At 66.4% G+C, this 14990-nt stretch carries 18 protein-coding genes and 3 tRNA genes; 8 read left to right on the top strand and 13 right to left on the bottom strand.

All coding sequences use genetic code 11. The features are described from left to right. Window positions 1-148 precede the first annotated feature (148 nt). Window positions 149-598, bottom strand: a complete 450-nt coding sequence (locus OHQ90_RS31450; protein WP_328403683.1) for a nuclear transport factor 2 family protein — start codon at window positions 596-598, stop codon at window positions 149-151. A gap of 192 nt (window positions 599-790) precedes the next feature. On the opposite strand from OHQ90_RS31450, the gene OHQ90_RS31455 reads away from it, so the two are divergent. After that, window positions 791-1306, top strand: coding sequence for a CGNR zinc finger domain-containing protein (locus OHQ90_RS31455; RefSeq protein ID WP_328403685.1), 516 nt, complete (start codon window positions 791-793; stop codon window positions 1304-1306). Between the two features lie 2 nt (window positions 1307-1308). Here OHQ90_RS31455 and OHQ90_RS31460 read toward each other — a convergent pair whose 3' ends face one another. The 3 genes from OHQ90_RS31460 to OHQ90_RS31470 all read right to left on the bottom strand — a co-directional run bounded on the left by OHQ90_RS31460 (window position 1309) and on the right by OHQ90_RS31470 (window position 4140). Further along, a complete protein-coding gene (locus tag OHQ90_RS31460) occupies window positions 1309-2724 on the bottom strand; it encodes a phosphotransferase (RefSeq protein ID WP_328403687.1) in 1416 nt (471 codons plus the stop codon). Next, entirely contained in the window at window positions 2718-2912 is a 195-nt protein-coding gene (locus OHQ90_RS31465) for a DUF3046 domain-containing protein (protein WP_328403689.1), read from the bottom strand. Before OHQ90_RS31465 ends, OHQ90_RS31460 begins: the two co-directional genes overlap by 7 nt. A 64-nt stretch (window positions 2913-2976) precedes the next feature. Then, window positions 2977-4140 carry a glycosyltransferase gene (locus tag OHQ90_RS31470; RefSeq protein ID WP_328403691.1) on the bottom strand — a complete coding sequence of 388 codons (1164 nt, stop codon included), beginning with the start codon at window positions 4138-4140 and terminating at the stop codon, window positions 2977-2979. A gap of 144 nt (window positions 4141-4284) precedes the next feature. Between OHQ90_RS31470 and OHQ90_RS31475 the strand changes: the two genes are divergently transcribed. Beyond that, the gene (locus OHQ90_RS31475) at window positions 4285-4830 is read left to right on the top strand and encodes an HD domain-containing protein (protein WP_442941220.1); all 546 of its coding nucleotides are present in this window, start codon (window positions 4285-4287) and stop codon (window positions 4828-4830) included. A gap of 99 nt (window positions 4831-4929) precedes the next feature. Here the strand turns inward: OHQ90_RS31475 and OHQ90_RS31480 are convergent, their stop codons facing one another. From OHQ90_RS31480 to pgsA, 7 genes are all read right to left on the bottom strand, one after another. Beyond that, window positions 4930-5640: a PIG-L deacetylase family protein gene (locus OHQ90_RS31480; RefSeq protein WP_328413225.1), complete on the bottom strand. Its 711-nt coding sequence runs from the start codon at window positions 5638-5640 to the stop codon at window positions 4930-4932. A 131-nt stretch (window positions 5641-5771) separates the two neighbouring features. Beyond that, the gene (locus OHQ90_RS31485) at window positions 5772-5942 is read right to left on the bottom strand and encodes a hypothetical protein (RefSeq protein WP_328403695.1); all 171 of its coding nucleotides are present in this window, start codon (window positions 5940-5942) and stop codon (window positions 5772-5774) included. A gap of 214 nt (window positions 5943-6156) precedes the next feature. Continuing rightward, entirely contained in the window at window positions 6157-7062 is a 906-nt protein-coding gene (gene pspM / locus OHQ90_RS31490; RefSeq protein WP_328403697.1) for a phage shock envelope stress response protein PspM, read from the bottom strand. 164 nt (window positions 7063-7226) lie between these two features. Next, on the bottom strand, window positions 7227-8057 hold the full coding sequence (locus tag OHQ90_RS31495) for a PspA/IM30 family protein (protein WP_328403699.1): 831 nt from the start codon (window positions 8055-8057) through the stop codon (window positions 7227-7229). Window positions 8058-8257: 200 nt separating this feature from the next. Beyond that, on the bottom strand, window positions 8258-8719 hold the full coding sequence (locus OHQ90_RS31500) for a helix-turn-helix domain-containing protein (protein ID WP_328403701.1): 462 nt from the start codon (window positions 8717-8719) through the stop codon (window positions 8258-8260). Between the two features lie 135 nt (window positions 8720-8854). Further along, the gene (locus OHQ90_RS31505; protein ID WP_328403703.1) at window positions 8855-9364 is read right to left on the bottom strand and encodes a CinA family protein; all 510 of its coding nucleotides are present in this window, start codon (window positions 9362-9364) and stop codon (window positions 8855-8857) included. Then, window positions 9361-10020, bottom strand: a complete 660-nt coding sequence (gene pgsA, locus OHQ90_RS31510) for a CDP-diacylglycerol--glycerol-3-phosphate 3-phosphatidyltransferase (RefSeq protein WP_328403705.1) — start codon at window positions 10018-10020, stop codon at window positions 9361-9363. Before pgsA ends, OHQ90_RS31505 begins: the two co-directional genes overlap by 4 nt. A gap of 136 nt (window positions 10021-10156) precedes the next feature. Between pgsA and OHQ90_RS31515 the strand changes: the two genes are divergently transcribed. Together OHQ90_RS31515 and OHQ90_RS31520 are read left to right on the top strand one after the other, a co-directional pair. Beyond that, window positions 10157-10723: an amino-acid N-acetyltransferase gene (locus tag OHQ90_RS31515; protein WP_328403707.1), complete on the top strand. Its 567-nt coding sequence runs from the start codon at window positions 10157-10159 to the stop codon at window positions 10721-10723. Between the two features lie 15 nt (window positions 10724-10738). Continuing rightward, window positions 10739-11023 carry a YciI family protein gene (locus OHQ90_RS31520; protein WP_328403709.1) on the top strand — a complete coding sequence of 95 codons (285 nt, stop codon included), beginning with the start codon at window positions 10739-10741 and terminating at the stop codon, window positions 11021-11023. A gap of 78 nt (window positions 11024-11101) precedes the next feature. Here the strand turns inward: OHQ90_RS31520 and OHQ90_RS31525 are convergent, their stop codons facing one another. Further along, window positions 11102-12106, bottom strand: coding sequence for a TerC family protein (locus OHQ90_RS31525; protein WP_328403711.1), 1005 nt, complete (start codon window positions 12104-12106; stop codon window positions 11102-11104). Window positions 12107-12555: 449 nt separating this feature from the next. Between OHQ90_RS31525 and OHQ90_RS31530 the strand changes: the two genes are divergently transcribed. Beyond that, on the top strand, window positions 12556-13095 hold the full coding sequence (locus OHQ90_RS31530) for a hypothetical protein (protein WP_328403713.1): 540 nt from the start codon (window positions 12556-12558) through the stop codon (window positions 13093-13095). A gap of 13 nt (window positions 13096-13108) precedes the next feature. Here the strand turns inward: OHQ90_RS31530 and OHQ90_RS31535 are convergent, their stop codons facing one another. Next, on the bottom strand, window positions 13109-13948 hold the full coding sequence (locus tag OHQ90_RS31535; protein WP_328403715.1) for a serine protease: 840 nt from the start codon (window positions 13946-13948) through the stop codon (window positions 13109-13111). Between the two features lie 463 nt (window positions 13949-14411). On the opposite strand from OHQ90_RS31535, the gene OHQ90_RS31540 reads away from it, so the two are divergent. The 3 genes from OHQ90_RS31540 to OHQ90_RS31550 all read left to right on the top strand — a co-directional run bounded on the left by OHQ90_RS31540 (window position 14412) and on the right by OHQ90_RS31550 (window position 14977). Then, window positions 14412-14495 (top strand) — tRNA-Tyr (locus tag OHQ90_RS31540). Between the two features lie 12 nt (window positions 14496-14507). Further along, window positions 14508-14580 (top strand) — tRNA-Arg (locus OHQ90_RS31545). Window positions 14581-14903: 323 nt separating this feature from the next. Then, window positions 14904-14977 (top strand) — tRNA-Leu (locus OHQ90_RS31550). Window positions 14978-14990 lie beyond the last annotated feature (13 nt).

Genomic DNA, 14990 nt, shown 5'->3' on the forward strand with positions numbered 1-14990 from the left:
CGATCGAGCGAGCATGGCAGCCAGGGGCCAGTGCCGCGATCCGCTCGACGGTCGTCCTCGGCACTATCGCCGCGTTCCGACCTGATCTCGTCAGCGTCGACAAACGCTGCCGCGCATCAGATTTCGATGCACCACGGTCTCGTGACTGCTACTGCTGCGGCTGGACCGAGTCGTCGCCTTCTTTCCGTGGGCCGAAAATGCGGCGATCGGATTCGCCGATGCGGACATCGTTGATACTCGCCTCGCGGCGCGACATCAGGCCTTCGGGGGTGAACTCCCACTGCTCGTTACCGTAGCTGCGCCACCACTGGCCCGACTCGTCGTGCCATTCGTACTGGAAGCGGACCGCGATGCGGTTGTCTTCGAAGGCCCACAGGTCCTTGCGCAGCGCATAGCCGTTCTCGACGGACCACTTCCTGGTGAGGAACTCCACGATCGCCGCGCGGCCGGTGAAGAACTCGTCGCGATTGCGCCACACCGAGTCCTCGGTGTACGCGGCGGCGACGCGCTCCGGATCGCGTGTGTTCCAGGCATTTTCGGCGGCACGGACCTTGACCTCGACGGATTCGCGATCGAAGGGTGGTAGTGGGGGTCGCATGACGACTCCTTCCTCGAGTGTTGACTGCCGTGGGTATCGCGATCTCCCCGGAAATGTTCAACCGCTATTCCTTGTTTGATCGGTTAGAACTTAGCCGCAACAAGTGGCCCGAGTCAACCTGTAAAATTACTTTATCCGGTTAGAACGGCGGTGGTTGCCTTGGTAGAACATAAAGGCTCGTTACCCTCAGTCATGCTCGATCCACGCCCCCACCTCGGTGAACCGCTGGCACTCGACCTGTTGAACACGAGGTGGATCGAGAACGGGCCACAGGACCTGCTGACCGATGTCGCCGGACTCGGTGTCTGGCTCGACTCGGCGGGCCTTGCGCACCGTGCGTCCGCGGACGAACGGACGCTGGAAGCGGTGCTCGCCGCGCGCACTGCCATCTACGACGTCGTGAAGCACAGCACCGCCTCCGGGCTCAACGACGTGCTCGAACACGGCCGCGTCCGGCGCACCCTCACCAGCACCGGCCCCACTGACGTCGACGACGTGGCCGACCCGGCCTGGCTCCCCGCCTGGCTGGCCGCCGACAACCTGCTGCGCCTGCTCACCGAAGCCCCCGACCGCATCCGTCAGTGCGCCCACCCCGACTGCGTGCTGTTCTTCTACGACACCTCGAAAAACGGCACCCGGCGCTGGCATTCGATGGCAACCTGTGGCAACCGCGCCAAAGCCGCGCGCCACTACGCGAAGAAGGGGTGAGGTCAGAAGAGTTCGTCGAGCAGCCGGTAATAGCCGAGACGGCGCCGATCGGGCTCGGCCAGGCCGTAGGCGGTGAAGAACGCGCGCACCTCGTCGGCGCCGAAGTCCTCCCGCAGATCGCGTTCGGCCAGCGCAAGATCGCGATACCGATCCGCGACACCGAGGCCGCCGACATCGATCAGAATGCCGCCTTCGAGCACGTTGGACGGCGTGAAGTCGCCGTGAGCGACCACGAGATCCTGCTCGTCGGGGCGCTGCGCGTGGAGTCGGTCCAGTATCTGTTCGGGGACCAGATGCTCATGGTCTTCATCGAAGTCCTCGGGATCGATCAAACCCTCGAGCACTCGGCGAGCGGCCCGGGTCAACATCGAATCGAGTCGGCCGTCGAACGGGCACCCGGCAATCGGGATGGTGTGCAGGCTCCGCAGCAGCGCACCCATGAGCGCCCCTACCGTCCCGCCCGCGTCCGAACCGTCGGCTGCGGGATATTCGCCGGGAACCTCACCGCTCCCGGACGACGCATCGCCCTCGGCGGCATGGGCCCTGCCTTCGGGGATACCGCTATCTCCCACCGCACCGATTTCGGCAGCAGCACGCCCGTCGCTCTCGGCGCGCGAGGCGAGACTCGGCACGCCCGCGTCGGCGAGCACCAGCACATCACCGTCGAACACGGCCACATCCGGTAGTCGAATCCCATAGTCGCGCAACCAGTTCAGGCGCGCATGCTCGGCCACCGCCAGCGGACCGCGCTTGACCCAGTACATGCCGTTGACGAACGAGACCCCGCCGCTCAGCCCCTCGTGATCGTCCGACCAGACCGGTGTGGCACCGAGCAGTGCGGCGATTGCGGGAGGTAGGGCAATGGGCAGCTCCTCCAGGGCGTCCAAGATCGCGCAAGTCGACTCGACCAGCTCGGAATCGGCCTCGGCGCTGCGCAGCGCCAACGCCTCGGCCAACAGTGTGCGCGCTTCGTCGAGCCTGTGCTGCTCGGCGAGCGCTGTACCGAGGTGTTGGAGCGCGAACGACAGCACCTCCGGCACATCGGTTCGGGCCAGGTCCAGCGCCTGCCGGTAGAGGATTTCGGCGGTCACCGCATCGCCTTGATACCGATAGACGTCACCGAGGTTGATCAGCACCGCGACCCGCCGTCGCTCGGTGTCGGCACATTCCAATGCCCGGTCGAGATGGTCGAGTGCGTCCTCGTAGCGCCCGAGCAGCAGCAGGTCGATCCCGGTCTGCTGCCATTCGACATAGCCGGTAGGCCGGACCGCTGCCACCCGCGCGGCCAGGTGCTCACGATCGGTGTCAGCCATGTGCAACCGCCCGTCGAAGGGGTAGCCGGAGGCCGCGCCTGCGTCCGGGCCGAGCGCGGGACCGCGGACGGACTGCGTCCGCCGGCTCGGGTGATCGGTCACCATCGGCCGCGTGGCACGTCGAAGTCTGCACATAGCGCCCGCCACACATCCCGGGGATCGACCCCCGCGTCGATGGCGGTGGCCCCGGTCCGACCGCCCAGCGACGGGATCACATGATCGGTGAGCAGGGCATCACCACGGGCCACACCGAACTCGGTGTGCAACAGCTCCTGAAACTCAGTCAACCGCACCGGGTTCAAGATACTCGTGCCCTCCGACCCGATGCGCTCCGCCTGCGGGTCCCCAACCCGTGCGCTACTGGGCTCGCACCTCGTCCAACACCGCATGGCAGCGCGCGATCGGGTCGGCGACGGTGGCCGCATCCGCGGCTGCGGATCGGGCCGCCGCGGTGTAAGCAGGGGTGTGCAGCAGGTCGAGGACTGCCGAGCGAACGGCGTCGGCGGTCAGTGGGCGGACCAGGATCGAACTACCTTGGCGGGCGGCGCGATTGGCCAGTTCCCATTGATCGCCGCCACCGGGGATCGTCACGATCGGGACGCCCGCGAGCAGGGATTTGGCCAGCAGGCCATGGCCGCCGCCGCCCACGACGGCGGCCGCGTGGGTGAGTAGTTCGTCTTGGCGACCCAGACCCGCGGTCGCCCACGACGGCAGATCGGCGGGTGGGGTGCCCAGCAGGGAGATCGCCACCCGCACGCCCGCGCCGTCGAGCGCCGCCAGCACGGTCTCGACCATGCCTGCGACACCGGTGTGCGCGGTCGAGGGCGCAACCATGACCAGTGGTTCGTCGCCGGGCGGCGGTTCGAGGATCGCGCTGGTCGGCTCCCACAGCAGCGGTCCGATCACGTCGGCGTGTTCCGGCCAGTCCGGGCGCGGCACCTCGAGTGCGGGCAGGGTGGCGATGAGCCTGGCGGCCGGACCCGGATCGGTAGCGGGTAGCCCAACACCCTCGCGGGCCTGCTCACGTTGGCGCTGACCGTTGCGAATGGCCCGCGCGGTCAGGGTGCGCAACACTCCGTCGCGCAACCTGCCACGCACGCCCTCCCCTGGTGCGAGTCCACTCCCGATGGGCGGCAACGCTTTCGACGGCAGATACAGCGGATGCGGGGACAGCTCGACCCATGGCACCCCTAGGCGTTCGGCAGCCATGCCCCCACCCGCGGTGAGCACATCCGACACCACCAACTCGGGCAGCATGGCGCTCAGATCCGGCAGGATCTCCGTCGAAATGTGCGCGGCCCGTTCATGAATCCGCTGCCCGGCGTCGGCGTCGTCGTCGGCGGCCCGCGGCGCAAGGCCCTTGAGGCGACGCACCGGAATGCCCGCTTCCCGCGCGACGTCGAACCACCGTGGCCCGGTAAACAACACGGGCTCGTCACCGGCCGCGAGGAATCGCTCGCACAGCGCCAACGCCGGAAACGCATGACCTGGATCCGGCCCCGCTACTACGGCAACACGCATTCGCCCAGCCTGCCACACGCTCTCTCGCGCCGAGCCGGCCCGTCGGGCCCGATGTTCACGCAGTGGTCGATCGCTGGACGCCGCACCTGGCGCCAGCGCCTGCGATGATGGTCTAGACCATTGAGGCCGTATTGGAGGATGCAGGTGCCCATCTCCACCGTCGACGAATTGATGAGCTTGCTGACCGGCTGTCACGACGTCTGGGACTCGCCGGACCGCAACGGCGACCCGGTCGACATTCTCGATCACGACCTGCAATGCGCGGAACTACTGCGCAGCGCCTATCCGGCCGATGAGCAACTACAACTAGCGGGCCTGCTGCACGACATCGGCCACCTACTCGTTCCCGGCGACGATGCAGGACACGGCAGGCACGGCGCACAGGCAGTGCGCCCGCTGCTCGGCAACCGGGTCGCCCGGCTGGTGGAACTCCACGTTGTCGCCAAGCGATATCTGGCCGCGACCGACGCCGCGCACGCAGACGGGTTGTCACCGTCCAGCCAGCGCACACTGGTCGCCCAGGGCGGGCCCATGGACGAGAGGGAAATCGCGGAGTTCCAGGCGGACCCGGATTTCACTGCCGCGATCGCCCTGCGCCGCGCCGATGACGCAGGCAAGGTCGTCGGGTTCGCGGTGGCGCGCTTGGAGTCGTGGCGCGCCGTCATCGAACGAGTCGCCGCCGCAAGCTGACGACCGAATCGCAGGCTGCGGCCGACTCGGACAGCCACGGCGGGGCGGCCGGCTCGGCACTGTCGCACCTAGAATCACCGGCGCAAGCCGGATCGAATGTCAGCCGCGGAAGTAATAGAGCTCGAAGCCGACAGCGTGAGCGGCCGGGAAGCCTTCCTTCGGACCGGTCGCCATCTCGATGACGGCGCGAACCTGGTCGGCGACCGGTTGGGGGCTGAGGATCTCCAGGTAGCGGCGATGCTCGGCGAGCGAGGCCGCGGCCTGGTCGAGGGTGTCGGTGACGTCGACGGCATGGGTAGCGGTCGGCCCGACTACCGCCGCCCACCGTGGTGACCACGGCGCGAGGTCGGAAAGTTCAGGAAAGATCCACTCGTTGCCCGCGTCGGAAATTGCGTCCAGGCCCGCGCGGCCGACCGCTCGGTGGTCGGCGCTGTTGGCATAGCCGGGAGCCCAGGCGTCCCCGAAGTTGAACAACACCACCAACTCCGGCCGATGACGCCGGATCGCGGCCGCCAGGTCCCTGCGCAAGGCCAGATTTTCCTCCACCCGACCATCGGGGTGACCGAGGAACTCGACCTCGTGAACTCCGACAACCTTGGCCGAGGCAATCTCTTCGGCCTCGCGCAGTGGACCGGCCTCGGCAGGCGGGATACCTGCCATCCCGGCTTCACCCGAGGTCACCAGAACGTACCTGATGTCCTTCCCCTGCCCGGTCCAGCGCGCCACAGCCGCAGCCGCTCCGTATTCGATGTCATCGGGGTGGGCGACGATCACCAGCCCGCGCTGCCAGTCCTCCGGAACCTGTTCCACAGCACACATTCAAGCACTCTAATTACCGAACCGGCCGCACCGCTCCGAGTTCCCGGCGCACCGGCCTGCGCCGCGCTACATCCACTCGCGACCACTCCTGCGCCGACCCCACGACGGCACAGCGGCCCGAACTACAGCTTGGTGACGGACTTATCCGAGCCCGATACCGCCTTGTACAGCAGATACAGGCCGAACACCACGGCGCTGATCACCAGGATCGGAAACAGTCCCTTGATGAGTGCGCCGATAATCGCCAGCGCGATCCAGACGACCGCGACGACACCGATGATCTTCCACAACATTGCCAGCCTCCAACAAGTCTCATGCGCATCGCCGTTCTGACGACCCGACTCCTCAATCCTGGCAGCCCGACGCCAATAAATCACCAGGTCAGCACCGACATCCGGGTGAAGATCAGGGTTCACCCTGACCCGCGACTCACCGTCTGCGCCTTCGGATCGAGGGGTCTATCACCACGAAGACCGAGGCCGAAACCGCGCAGGCAGTCGAGCGGCGCTACAGTCCCTGCGGCGGCAGTTGAGCGCCGACCTGGTGGTCGGCGACCTCGGTGAGCGCCTGCGCCCAGCCGTCGAGACGGTCGGCGGCATGACGCAGATCGGAGACGATCACGTCGAAATCGTGCCGGAGCACCACAGTTTCCGGCACCGCGAGAATGCGCCCGGCGGCAGCGACCACCTGCTCGTATTCCACGACGCCCGCATCGAGGCGACTGAGCGCGAACTGCACGTTTCCCGAAAGTGCATCTGCCGCATCGGAATTCGTTCCGCCCATCGTGCTGATGGCGCGCTCCATCGCGGTCACATCGGCGGCGAGCGCATGCAAGGCGGCAGCACCCGATCCCGCGGTCTCCAGCATGTCGACCAGTTCATCGTCGGGCAGCCGCTTCGAGCGCGCGATCTGCCCGACCAATCCGTGCATGGCTCGCTCCGCACGAATCAACCTGGTGATCGGTGCCCGCGTGGCCGACCACAACGGCGGCTGCTTGGGCGCGACGAATGTCGCCTGTGGCAGCGGCGCATTGCGCAGTCGCAGATAGCGACGCGCACTCAGCGCGGTCCCGGTCACCAGGGCGACGGCTCCCCCGCCGACGACAACGACCGCCCAGGCCGGCGCAGCGATGATGACGAGCCCGACCGTGCCCGCGGTGGTGAGGCCGGACACCGTACCGAGCTGGAAGCTGCGACGGCGGGCCCTGCGCCGCTTACGCAGCTCCCGTTCCCTCGGATCCGCCCAGCGGCGGACCGCGACCAACGCGTGCTGGCCGACCTCGCGCAGATTGTCGGGAAGACTTCCCGGCTGCGGCACGATCGCGGATTGTGCGCGCACCACAGCGCGACGTCCCGACCGCACGACACCCGCTTCCGCCCGGACCGACTGTTCCCGGATTCGCTTGCGGCTCACGGTTTCCCTCCCACCGGTGGTTCGGGCCGGTCGATACAAGGCCCGAGCGGCACCCGAGTGTTGCGCTCCGCCGAGAGCGCGTGCACCGAACAAGCCTTCACCGAACCAGTCCTCGCCGAACCTCCGGCAGCGTAGTTCCAGCGACCGGCAGCAGTCGCCGGTAGCTACTGCTGCGCGGTCTGGCCCTTGTTCATCTGCGGCTGCGCCGGATTGGCCTGGGTCTGTGCCGGGGTGATGGCGGGCGTGCCTGCGCCACCCGTGGGCAGTGCATCGCCACGCATGGATGCGCGGATCTGCTCGAGCTTGCTGTGTCCTGCCATCTGAATGCTGGCCTGCTGCACCTCGAGCATCCGGCCCTGCACCGAGTTCTGCGCGAGCTCCGCGGAACCGAGCGCGTTGGCGTAGCGGCGCTCGATCTTGTCGCGCACCGCGTCCAGGCTGGGGGTGGAGCCCGGCGCGGACAGCGTGGAGTCCATCTGCTGCAGCGAGGCGGAGACCTGCTCCTGCATCTTGGCCTGCTCGAGCTGGCTGAGCAGCTTGGTGCGCTCGGCGACCTTCTGCTGCAACATCATCGCGTTCTGCTCGACGGCCTTCTTGGCCTGCGCGGCCGCCTGCAGGGACTGGTCGTGCAGCACCTTGAGGTCCTCGACGGACTGCTCTGCGGTGACCAGCTGCGCGGCGAAGGCCTCGGCCGCGTTGGTGTACTGGATCGCCTTCTCGGTGTCGTTGGCGGCCGCGGCCTGGTCGGCGAGCAGGACAGCCTGGCGCGCATTGGCGTTGAGCTTCTCGACCTCGTCGAGCTGGCGGTTGAGCTTCATCTCCAGCTGACGCTGATTGCCGATGACCGACGCGGCCTGCTGCGACAGGGCCTGATGCTGGCGCTGGGCTTCCTCGATGGCCTGCTGAATCTGGACCTTCGGATCCGCATGCTCCTCGATCTTCGAATCGAAGAGGGCCATCAGGTATTTCCAGCCCTTCACGAACGGATTAGCCATCGATTGATCCCGCCTCCATCTGATGCGCCGCGCTTTACCGCGACTCTAGTGCGCGACCGTCACGCACCCGATATGTGCCTATCCTCCACCATGTGGGCACCTGACCGGGAGAACCCGGCCTTTCCGACGCCTACGGAGAATCTATCCGTTCCCGGCACCGGTCCGCAGCGTTGCCTGGGGCTGCCACCACTCGTTCTGCGTCAATTGCTCTTCACCAGGATCAGCATGTCGGATTTCGGCGCCGGAATGACGATCCGGGTGTCCTCCGCGATGTGCGGCGGGCGGACCTTCGTTGCGGCACCGGCCACCGACATCGTGGCCGTGGCGGGCTCCAACGCGGGCTCGGCGCCGGTCTCGGCGGGCTCGGCGGCGGCCGTCTGCTCCGCTTCGGCCGCGGGGGTGGCGGCGGACTCGCGGGCGGGAAGTCCGTCGGACCCTGCCATGATCGTGCTCACATCCCATAGCACCCGCGACAGTGGCACATCCAGGGCGGCGCAGATGGCGGCAAGCAGTTCGCTGGATGCCTCCTTGCGGCCGCGCTCGACCTCGGACAGGTAGCCCAGGCTCACCCGCGCCGAGGTGGACACCTCACGCAAGGTCCGACTCTGGGCGAGACGAGCACGCCGCAGACTGTCGCCGATCGCCTCTCGCAGCAGCGTCATCTCGTTCTCCTTCGCTCACTGACAGCGGGCCACGCGCGGCACCTACAAGCACTGCGCATGCCGTTCTTTCTGGCACAACGTCGGACACGGTCCGGTTGGTTCCCGCGGAGCGAACTTCGATTCGCCTCGCGCTCACTACGCCGAAACCGAGGTTTCTCCGGCCGTCACGTATCGCAGTAACTCCCGGATGGCCATGTGCGTTGCGCCAATCCTGATAGTCCACCGGTCACCGAGGAGTTTCAACCGGACGACCTCGGTATGCCCTGGACCAGCCAGTCCGAGGAAGACAGTGCCGACGGGATGCCCGTCCTGAGCATCCGGTCCTGCGACACCGGTCAGCCCGACGCCCCAGTCCGCGCCACATCGGATCCGAGCGCCGACAGCCATCTGCTCAGCGGTGCTCGCGGCCACCGGACCCTCCGTTGCCAGTACTTCGTCGCTGACGCCCGCGAGACTGTGTTTGAGATCAGTGGCGTACACCACCAATCCCCCGCGCAGCACCATGCTTGCGCCGGGCACGCCGGCGATAGTCGCCGCGAGCAGGCCCGCTGTCAGGGATTCCGCCGTAGCCACGGTCTGTTCGGCCGCGCCGAGTGCGTGCACCAGGTCGGCGACGGGCACGTCGGCGATCAGCGGATCCGTCATGCCCCGCGAGTCCGTCCCGGTGTGCCCGCGAACCACACCCTGGCGGCCTGCCCGACGTAATCGAGGCCGGTGAGGACCGTCAGCGCGACCGCCACGTACATCAAAGCCATCCCCGCGGTGGCGAATCCGCCTGCCAACGGCAACAGCAGCACCGCGATCGCGACGGATTGCATGAGGGTTTTGAGTTTGCCGCCGCGACCTGCCGGGATCACGCCGCGGCGCACCACAGCCAACCGCAACAGGGTGACCCCGATCTCACGGCCGCAGATCACGAGGGTGATCCACCACGCCAGATCGCCGAGAACGGAAAGGCCGATCACTGCGGACCCGATGAGCGCCTTGTCCGCGATCGGGTCGGCGAGCTTGCCGAAATCGGTGACCAACCCATATTTGCGGGCCAATTGCCCGTCGAAGCGATCGGTGATCGCGGCAAGGCCGAACAGCGCCGCCGCCGCGATCCGCCAACCGGTCTGATGCCCGCCGGCCGCGAACAGCGCGAGCACGAAAAGTGGCACCAGTGCGATCCGCATCATGGTCAGCACATTCGCGATATTCATCAGCGGAACGGCAGGCTCGGCCTGCGTCGGCACGAACCCGGAATGGATCGGAGCGGGCTCGGTCCACTGGCGGTCGATCTCGTCGGGCTGCACGCTCATGCCTCCGCCTCGGTGGGCGGCCTCATGGCCGCCTCTCCATCCGGTCGCGCTGCTCGGCGCGATGCGGTGAGCGGAGCGATCGGATGTGCGGCACACCTTCAGACTATCGGTAACCGGGCCGACTACTGTGCACCCCATGACCTCTCGGGGACCAGTAGGTGGTTCGACCAGCGACGCGCATTCCGGCGTGGCACCCGCCGCGCGCGACTCTGCCCTGCTCGTGCGCCGCGCCCGAACGTCCGATGTACCCGAGATCAAGGGCCTCGTCGATGTCTATGCCGGTCGGATCCTGCTGGAAAAGAACCTGGTCACCCTGTACGAGGCGGTCCAGGAATTCTGGGTTGCCGAGCTCGACGGCCGGGTGGTCGGCTGCGGCGCGTTGCACGTGCTGTGGGCAGACCTCGGCGAGGTGCGCACCGTCGCTGTGCACCCCGATGTCAAGGGGCACGGGGTCGGCAAGCTCATAGTGCAGCGCCTCGTCGCGGTGGCCAGGGAGTTGGAGCTCGGGCGCCTGTTCGTGCTCACCTTCGAGGTGGACTTCTTCGCAGGCCACGGCTTCGTCGAAATCGAGGGCACCCCGGTGACCGCCGAGGTGTATGCCGAGATGTGCCGCTCTTACGACACCGGTGTGGCCGAGTTCCTCGATCTCAGCTATGTGAAACCCAACACTCTGGGCAATACCCGAATGCTGCTGAACCTCTGACAGGAAGCGATCCTCGTGCCGATCTTCGCCGTTCACTACACCTATTCCGAGGCCACCGTCCCTGGCCGCGACACCTATCGCCCCGAGCATCGGGCCTGGTTGTCCGGTCTGGTCGAGGCGGGCACCCTGCTCAGCAGCGGGCCGTACCCGGACGGCTCGGGCGCCTTGCTGCTGTTCCGCGCCGACGACGAGACCGCGCTCACGGATCTGCTGGCCGATGATCCGTTCGCGCGGGAGAAACTGATCGACGCGGTCCGCGCCGTCGAATGGGTGCCGGTGATGGGCGCATTCGCCGTCTGATCGGATCCCGCGGCAAGCCCGGCTCCGCCGGCCGCGACCGTTGGCGTCAGCTGTCGCGATGACGCCAACGGGTGTGGCTCATTCGTCCGAGATATCGACCGGTCGCGATGCCGCCGCACCGCGGGTCTTGATCAGGCTGGCGACCGTCGCCACGATCAGGATGCCGAGGATGACCCCCAGCGACGCCGGCGTCGATATTTCCGGGACACTCACGTGCCGGCCACCGTTGATGAACGGCAGCGTGTTCTCGTGTAGCGCATGCAGCACCAGCTTGACGCCGATGAACGCCAGGATCGCCGAGAGCCCGTAGGACAGGTAGACCAAGCGATCGAGCAATCCGCCGATCAAGAAGTACAGCTGACGTAAACCCATGAGTGCGAACGCGTTCGCGGTGAACACGATGTAGGGCTCCGCGGTGAGGCCGTAGATCGCCGGAATCGAATCCAGCGCGAACAGCAGGTCTGCGAAGCCGATCGCGAGCAGTGCCAGTAGCAGTGGCGTGACCACGCGGCGGCCATCGATCCGGGTGACCAGCTTGTCGCCGTCGTAACTGTCGGTGGTCGGCAGCACCCGCTTGGCCAACGCGACGATCCTGCTGTCGCGTTTCTCCTCGTGCTCGACCTCGTGGCCGCTCTCGCGCAGCAGCTTGACGGCGGTGTACACGAGAAATAGCCCGAACAGGTAGAACACCCAGCTGAACGCGCTGATCGCCGCCGCGCCGACGGCAATGAAAATGCCCCGCATGACCAGCGCGAGCACGATGCCGATCAACAGCACCTTCTGCTGGTAGATCCTCGGCACCGCGAATGTCGCCATGATGATGACGAAAATGAACAGATTGTCCACCGAGAGCGCTTTCTCGGTGACGAAACCGGCGTAGTACTCCCCCGCGAAGGTAGAACCCCACTGCCAGGCGACGAAGCCACCGAACGCCAGCGCCAGTCCGATGTACACCGCCGACCAGGTCCCGGATTCCTTGAACGTCGGATCGTGCGGCGTACGGACATGTGCGAAGAAGTCGAAGACGAACAGCCCGAGGATCACGAGGATCGTGATCACCCACTCGAGAGCGGTTACGTGCATGCGGCGTCCTGGTGATTGATCATGACATCAAGCATGCCCGATTTGTCCGTTCTTGCCGGCTTGCGGGGTGGTTGCTGTCAATAATTTCACATGCGTGCACGCACCCCTCCATGCCACAGTGACGACGTGGTCGACGACTATCGAGTCCTCAACAAGGCGAACTGGGACGAACGGGCACCGCTGCACGCCGCCGCGCGCGACTACGCCGTGGACCGTTTCCCGTCGGAACCGGACTTCCTCAGCGAGGTGGTGCGATTCGATCTGCCGCTGCTCGGCGACATCCGCGGGCTGCGCGGGGTCCACCTGCAATGCCACATCGGCACCGACACGATTTCGCTGTCGCGACTCGGCGCCACAATGACCGGACTCGACTTCTCGCCCGCGTCCCTGACACAAGCCCGGTCGCTTGCCGAAAAGCCGGAGCCACAGTCGATTTCGTCGAGTCGGACGTGTACGACGCGGTGTCCGTGCTGGGCGGTGCGCGCTTCGACCTGGTGTTCACCGGGATCGGCGCACTGTGCTGGTTGCCGAGCGTGGATCGGTGGGCCCAGACCGTCGCGGGCCTACTCCGGCCCGGTGGGCGGCTGTTCCTGCGCGAAGGCCACCCGATGCTGTGGGCGACGGACGAAAATCACACCGACCGACTGGTCATCGGCTATCCGTACTTCGAAACACCTGAGCCGATGGTGTTCTCCGATGGCGGCACCTACGTGGCGACCGACGGCGTGCTGACCCAGACCACCACGCACGAATGGAACCACGGATTCGGGCAGATCATCACCGCGCTGCTGGATGCGGGCATGACGATCACCGGGCTCGTCGAGCACGACACGGTGCCGTGGGAGGCGCTACCCGGCCTGATGACCTGCGAGCCGAACGGCGAATGGCGGCTCACCGAGCATCGGGAGCGACTGCCGCTCAGCTACACACTGCAAGCACGCAAGACCTCCGGGACCGAGACTGTTCTCGGCGCGACGCACGAACGGTGACCAGGACGTCGGATCACGGTACGACGGGTTGCCCGCAGGGCTCGTCCGTGGTCGAGCCGTCACCGGCGCCGAGCATGTTGTCGGCGAGGAAGTTGTCCACATAGCCACCGACACGGGTGAAGACGGCGGAGTAGCCGGGGCGCGCGTTACCTCCGGCCCAGGAGTACAGGCCGACGAGCGTCGCCTTGTCGTTGCTGCGGGCGACCAGGGGACTGCCCTCGTCGCCCGCACCGGGCGATTTACCACCCGCGTCGAGGCCGGCGGCGATCATGTTGGCGGTGACCGCTGTGACCCCGTACTGGCCCTGAGCTTGTTGACGGCTGACGGTCGGCAGATCAACGCCCATCAGTTGCGAAGGCGTCTCACCACCTTCGCGCAACGCCCCCCACCCCGACGCCTGCGCGATCACACCGCCTCCGGGGTCACTCCCCGGTTCTGGCAGACACACCGTTGCGGCGTTCGTCCCGAACGACAGGTTCTCGGAGGTGTGCAGCACGGCGATGTCGTTTTCGCGGTTGACCACGTCGTAGCGGGGATGCACCACGATCTTCTCGATGTCGACCACGCTGCCGCCGGAATCGTGCCGCAGCGAGCCGTACCGCAGCTTCAACTGCTCCGGCCGGACGCCACGAACGCACATCGCCGAGGTGATCACGGTACGACTGTTGAGCGCAGCACCGCCGCAGGCGTGCGCGCCACCTTTCTGCACGCTGACCGTCCACGGAAATTGATCATCGGCCGCCACATAACCGCCGACGATCGCCGATGCAGGCGTAGACATCCCCACCACTAGCGCACTCGCGCCGAAAACCACCGTCGCGAACGCCCGCCACCGAACAAAGGCCTTGCTCATCGCTTCCCTTCCCACCGACCACGCTGACGAGGTGAAGTACCGCAACCGCCGGATGTCAACGGTAGCGGTGTGGATGCGGAGAACCCCCGAATCGCGAGGCGTGTCGTAACATCCGTACCGCGCGCCGGGTGGTAGCGCGATCGCCCACCGGTACCGATCGCCCTCGCATTCAGGTCCGGCGCCGACGCCCGAACAATAAAAATCAGTTCCCCACCGGGAGCCTCGGTGCTACCGTCGGAGACAACGAACCCACGAACCACAGAAAGGCACAGGCGGATGATCGGGCAAACCCAGCAGCGACGGCAGCGATTGCTAGACAATGCCTGGCTTGCCTATGCCCTACGTTCGGCCATGCGATTCGGCGATCGCGCGATGCGTGTGAGCGGCCCCTGAGGTCTCGATCTCGAGAAGACCTGCAACAGGGTCATTCCGCGGCACCCGCCGAGGAATGACCTTTTTTCATGGCAGCATGCCCGAGCGGCCGAAGGGACCTGACTGTAAATCAGGTGCGATCACGCCACCGGAGGTTCGAATCCTTCTGCTGCCACGTAGTTTTCACGCCCGCGTGGCTCAGTGGACAGAGCGGCGCCTGCCGAAGGCGCAGGTCGGTGGTTCGATTCCACCCGCGGGCTCGGGTTGCCGGACCGCGGAGCCGTTCTACGTAGCCGGTTAGCAGACATCGCGGAAGTCTCTCCACTAGTTGACAATTCGAGGAGGCAACTGATGATTCGAGATCACAGAACAGTTACTGGCCAGCTGAATGCTTTCCGCAGGCACAACTCACGCATTCACGCGTCTGCGGGCGCACTGCTCACCTCTGACACTTCTCGCACTGAAACGCACCGCCGCACCGGAATATCGACATCAGATGAACGCGAGAAACATCTGCGTGGCTCGCCGGGACACTGTGCAGAGCTGGATGAATTTGTCGGACCAGAGTATTGAGAACAACCGATCCCTCGTAGCCCAACGGGTAGAGGCACCGGCCCTAGAAGCCGGACAGTGCGAGTTCGAATCTCGCCGAGGGAACAATCCGCGTGCC

It is taken from the genome of Nocardia sp. NBC_00403 (assembly GCF_036046055.1).
GTDB lineage: Bacteria > Actinomycetota > Actinomycetes > Mycobacteriales > Mycobacteriaceae > Nocardia.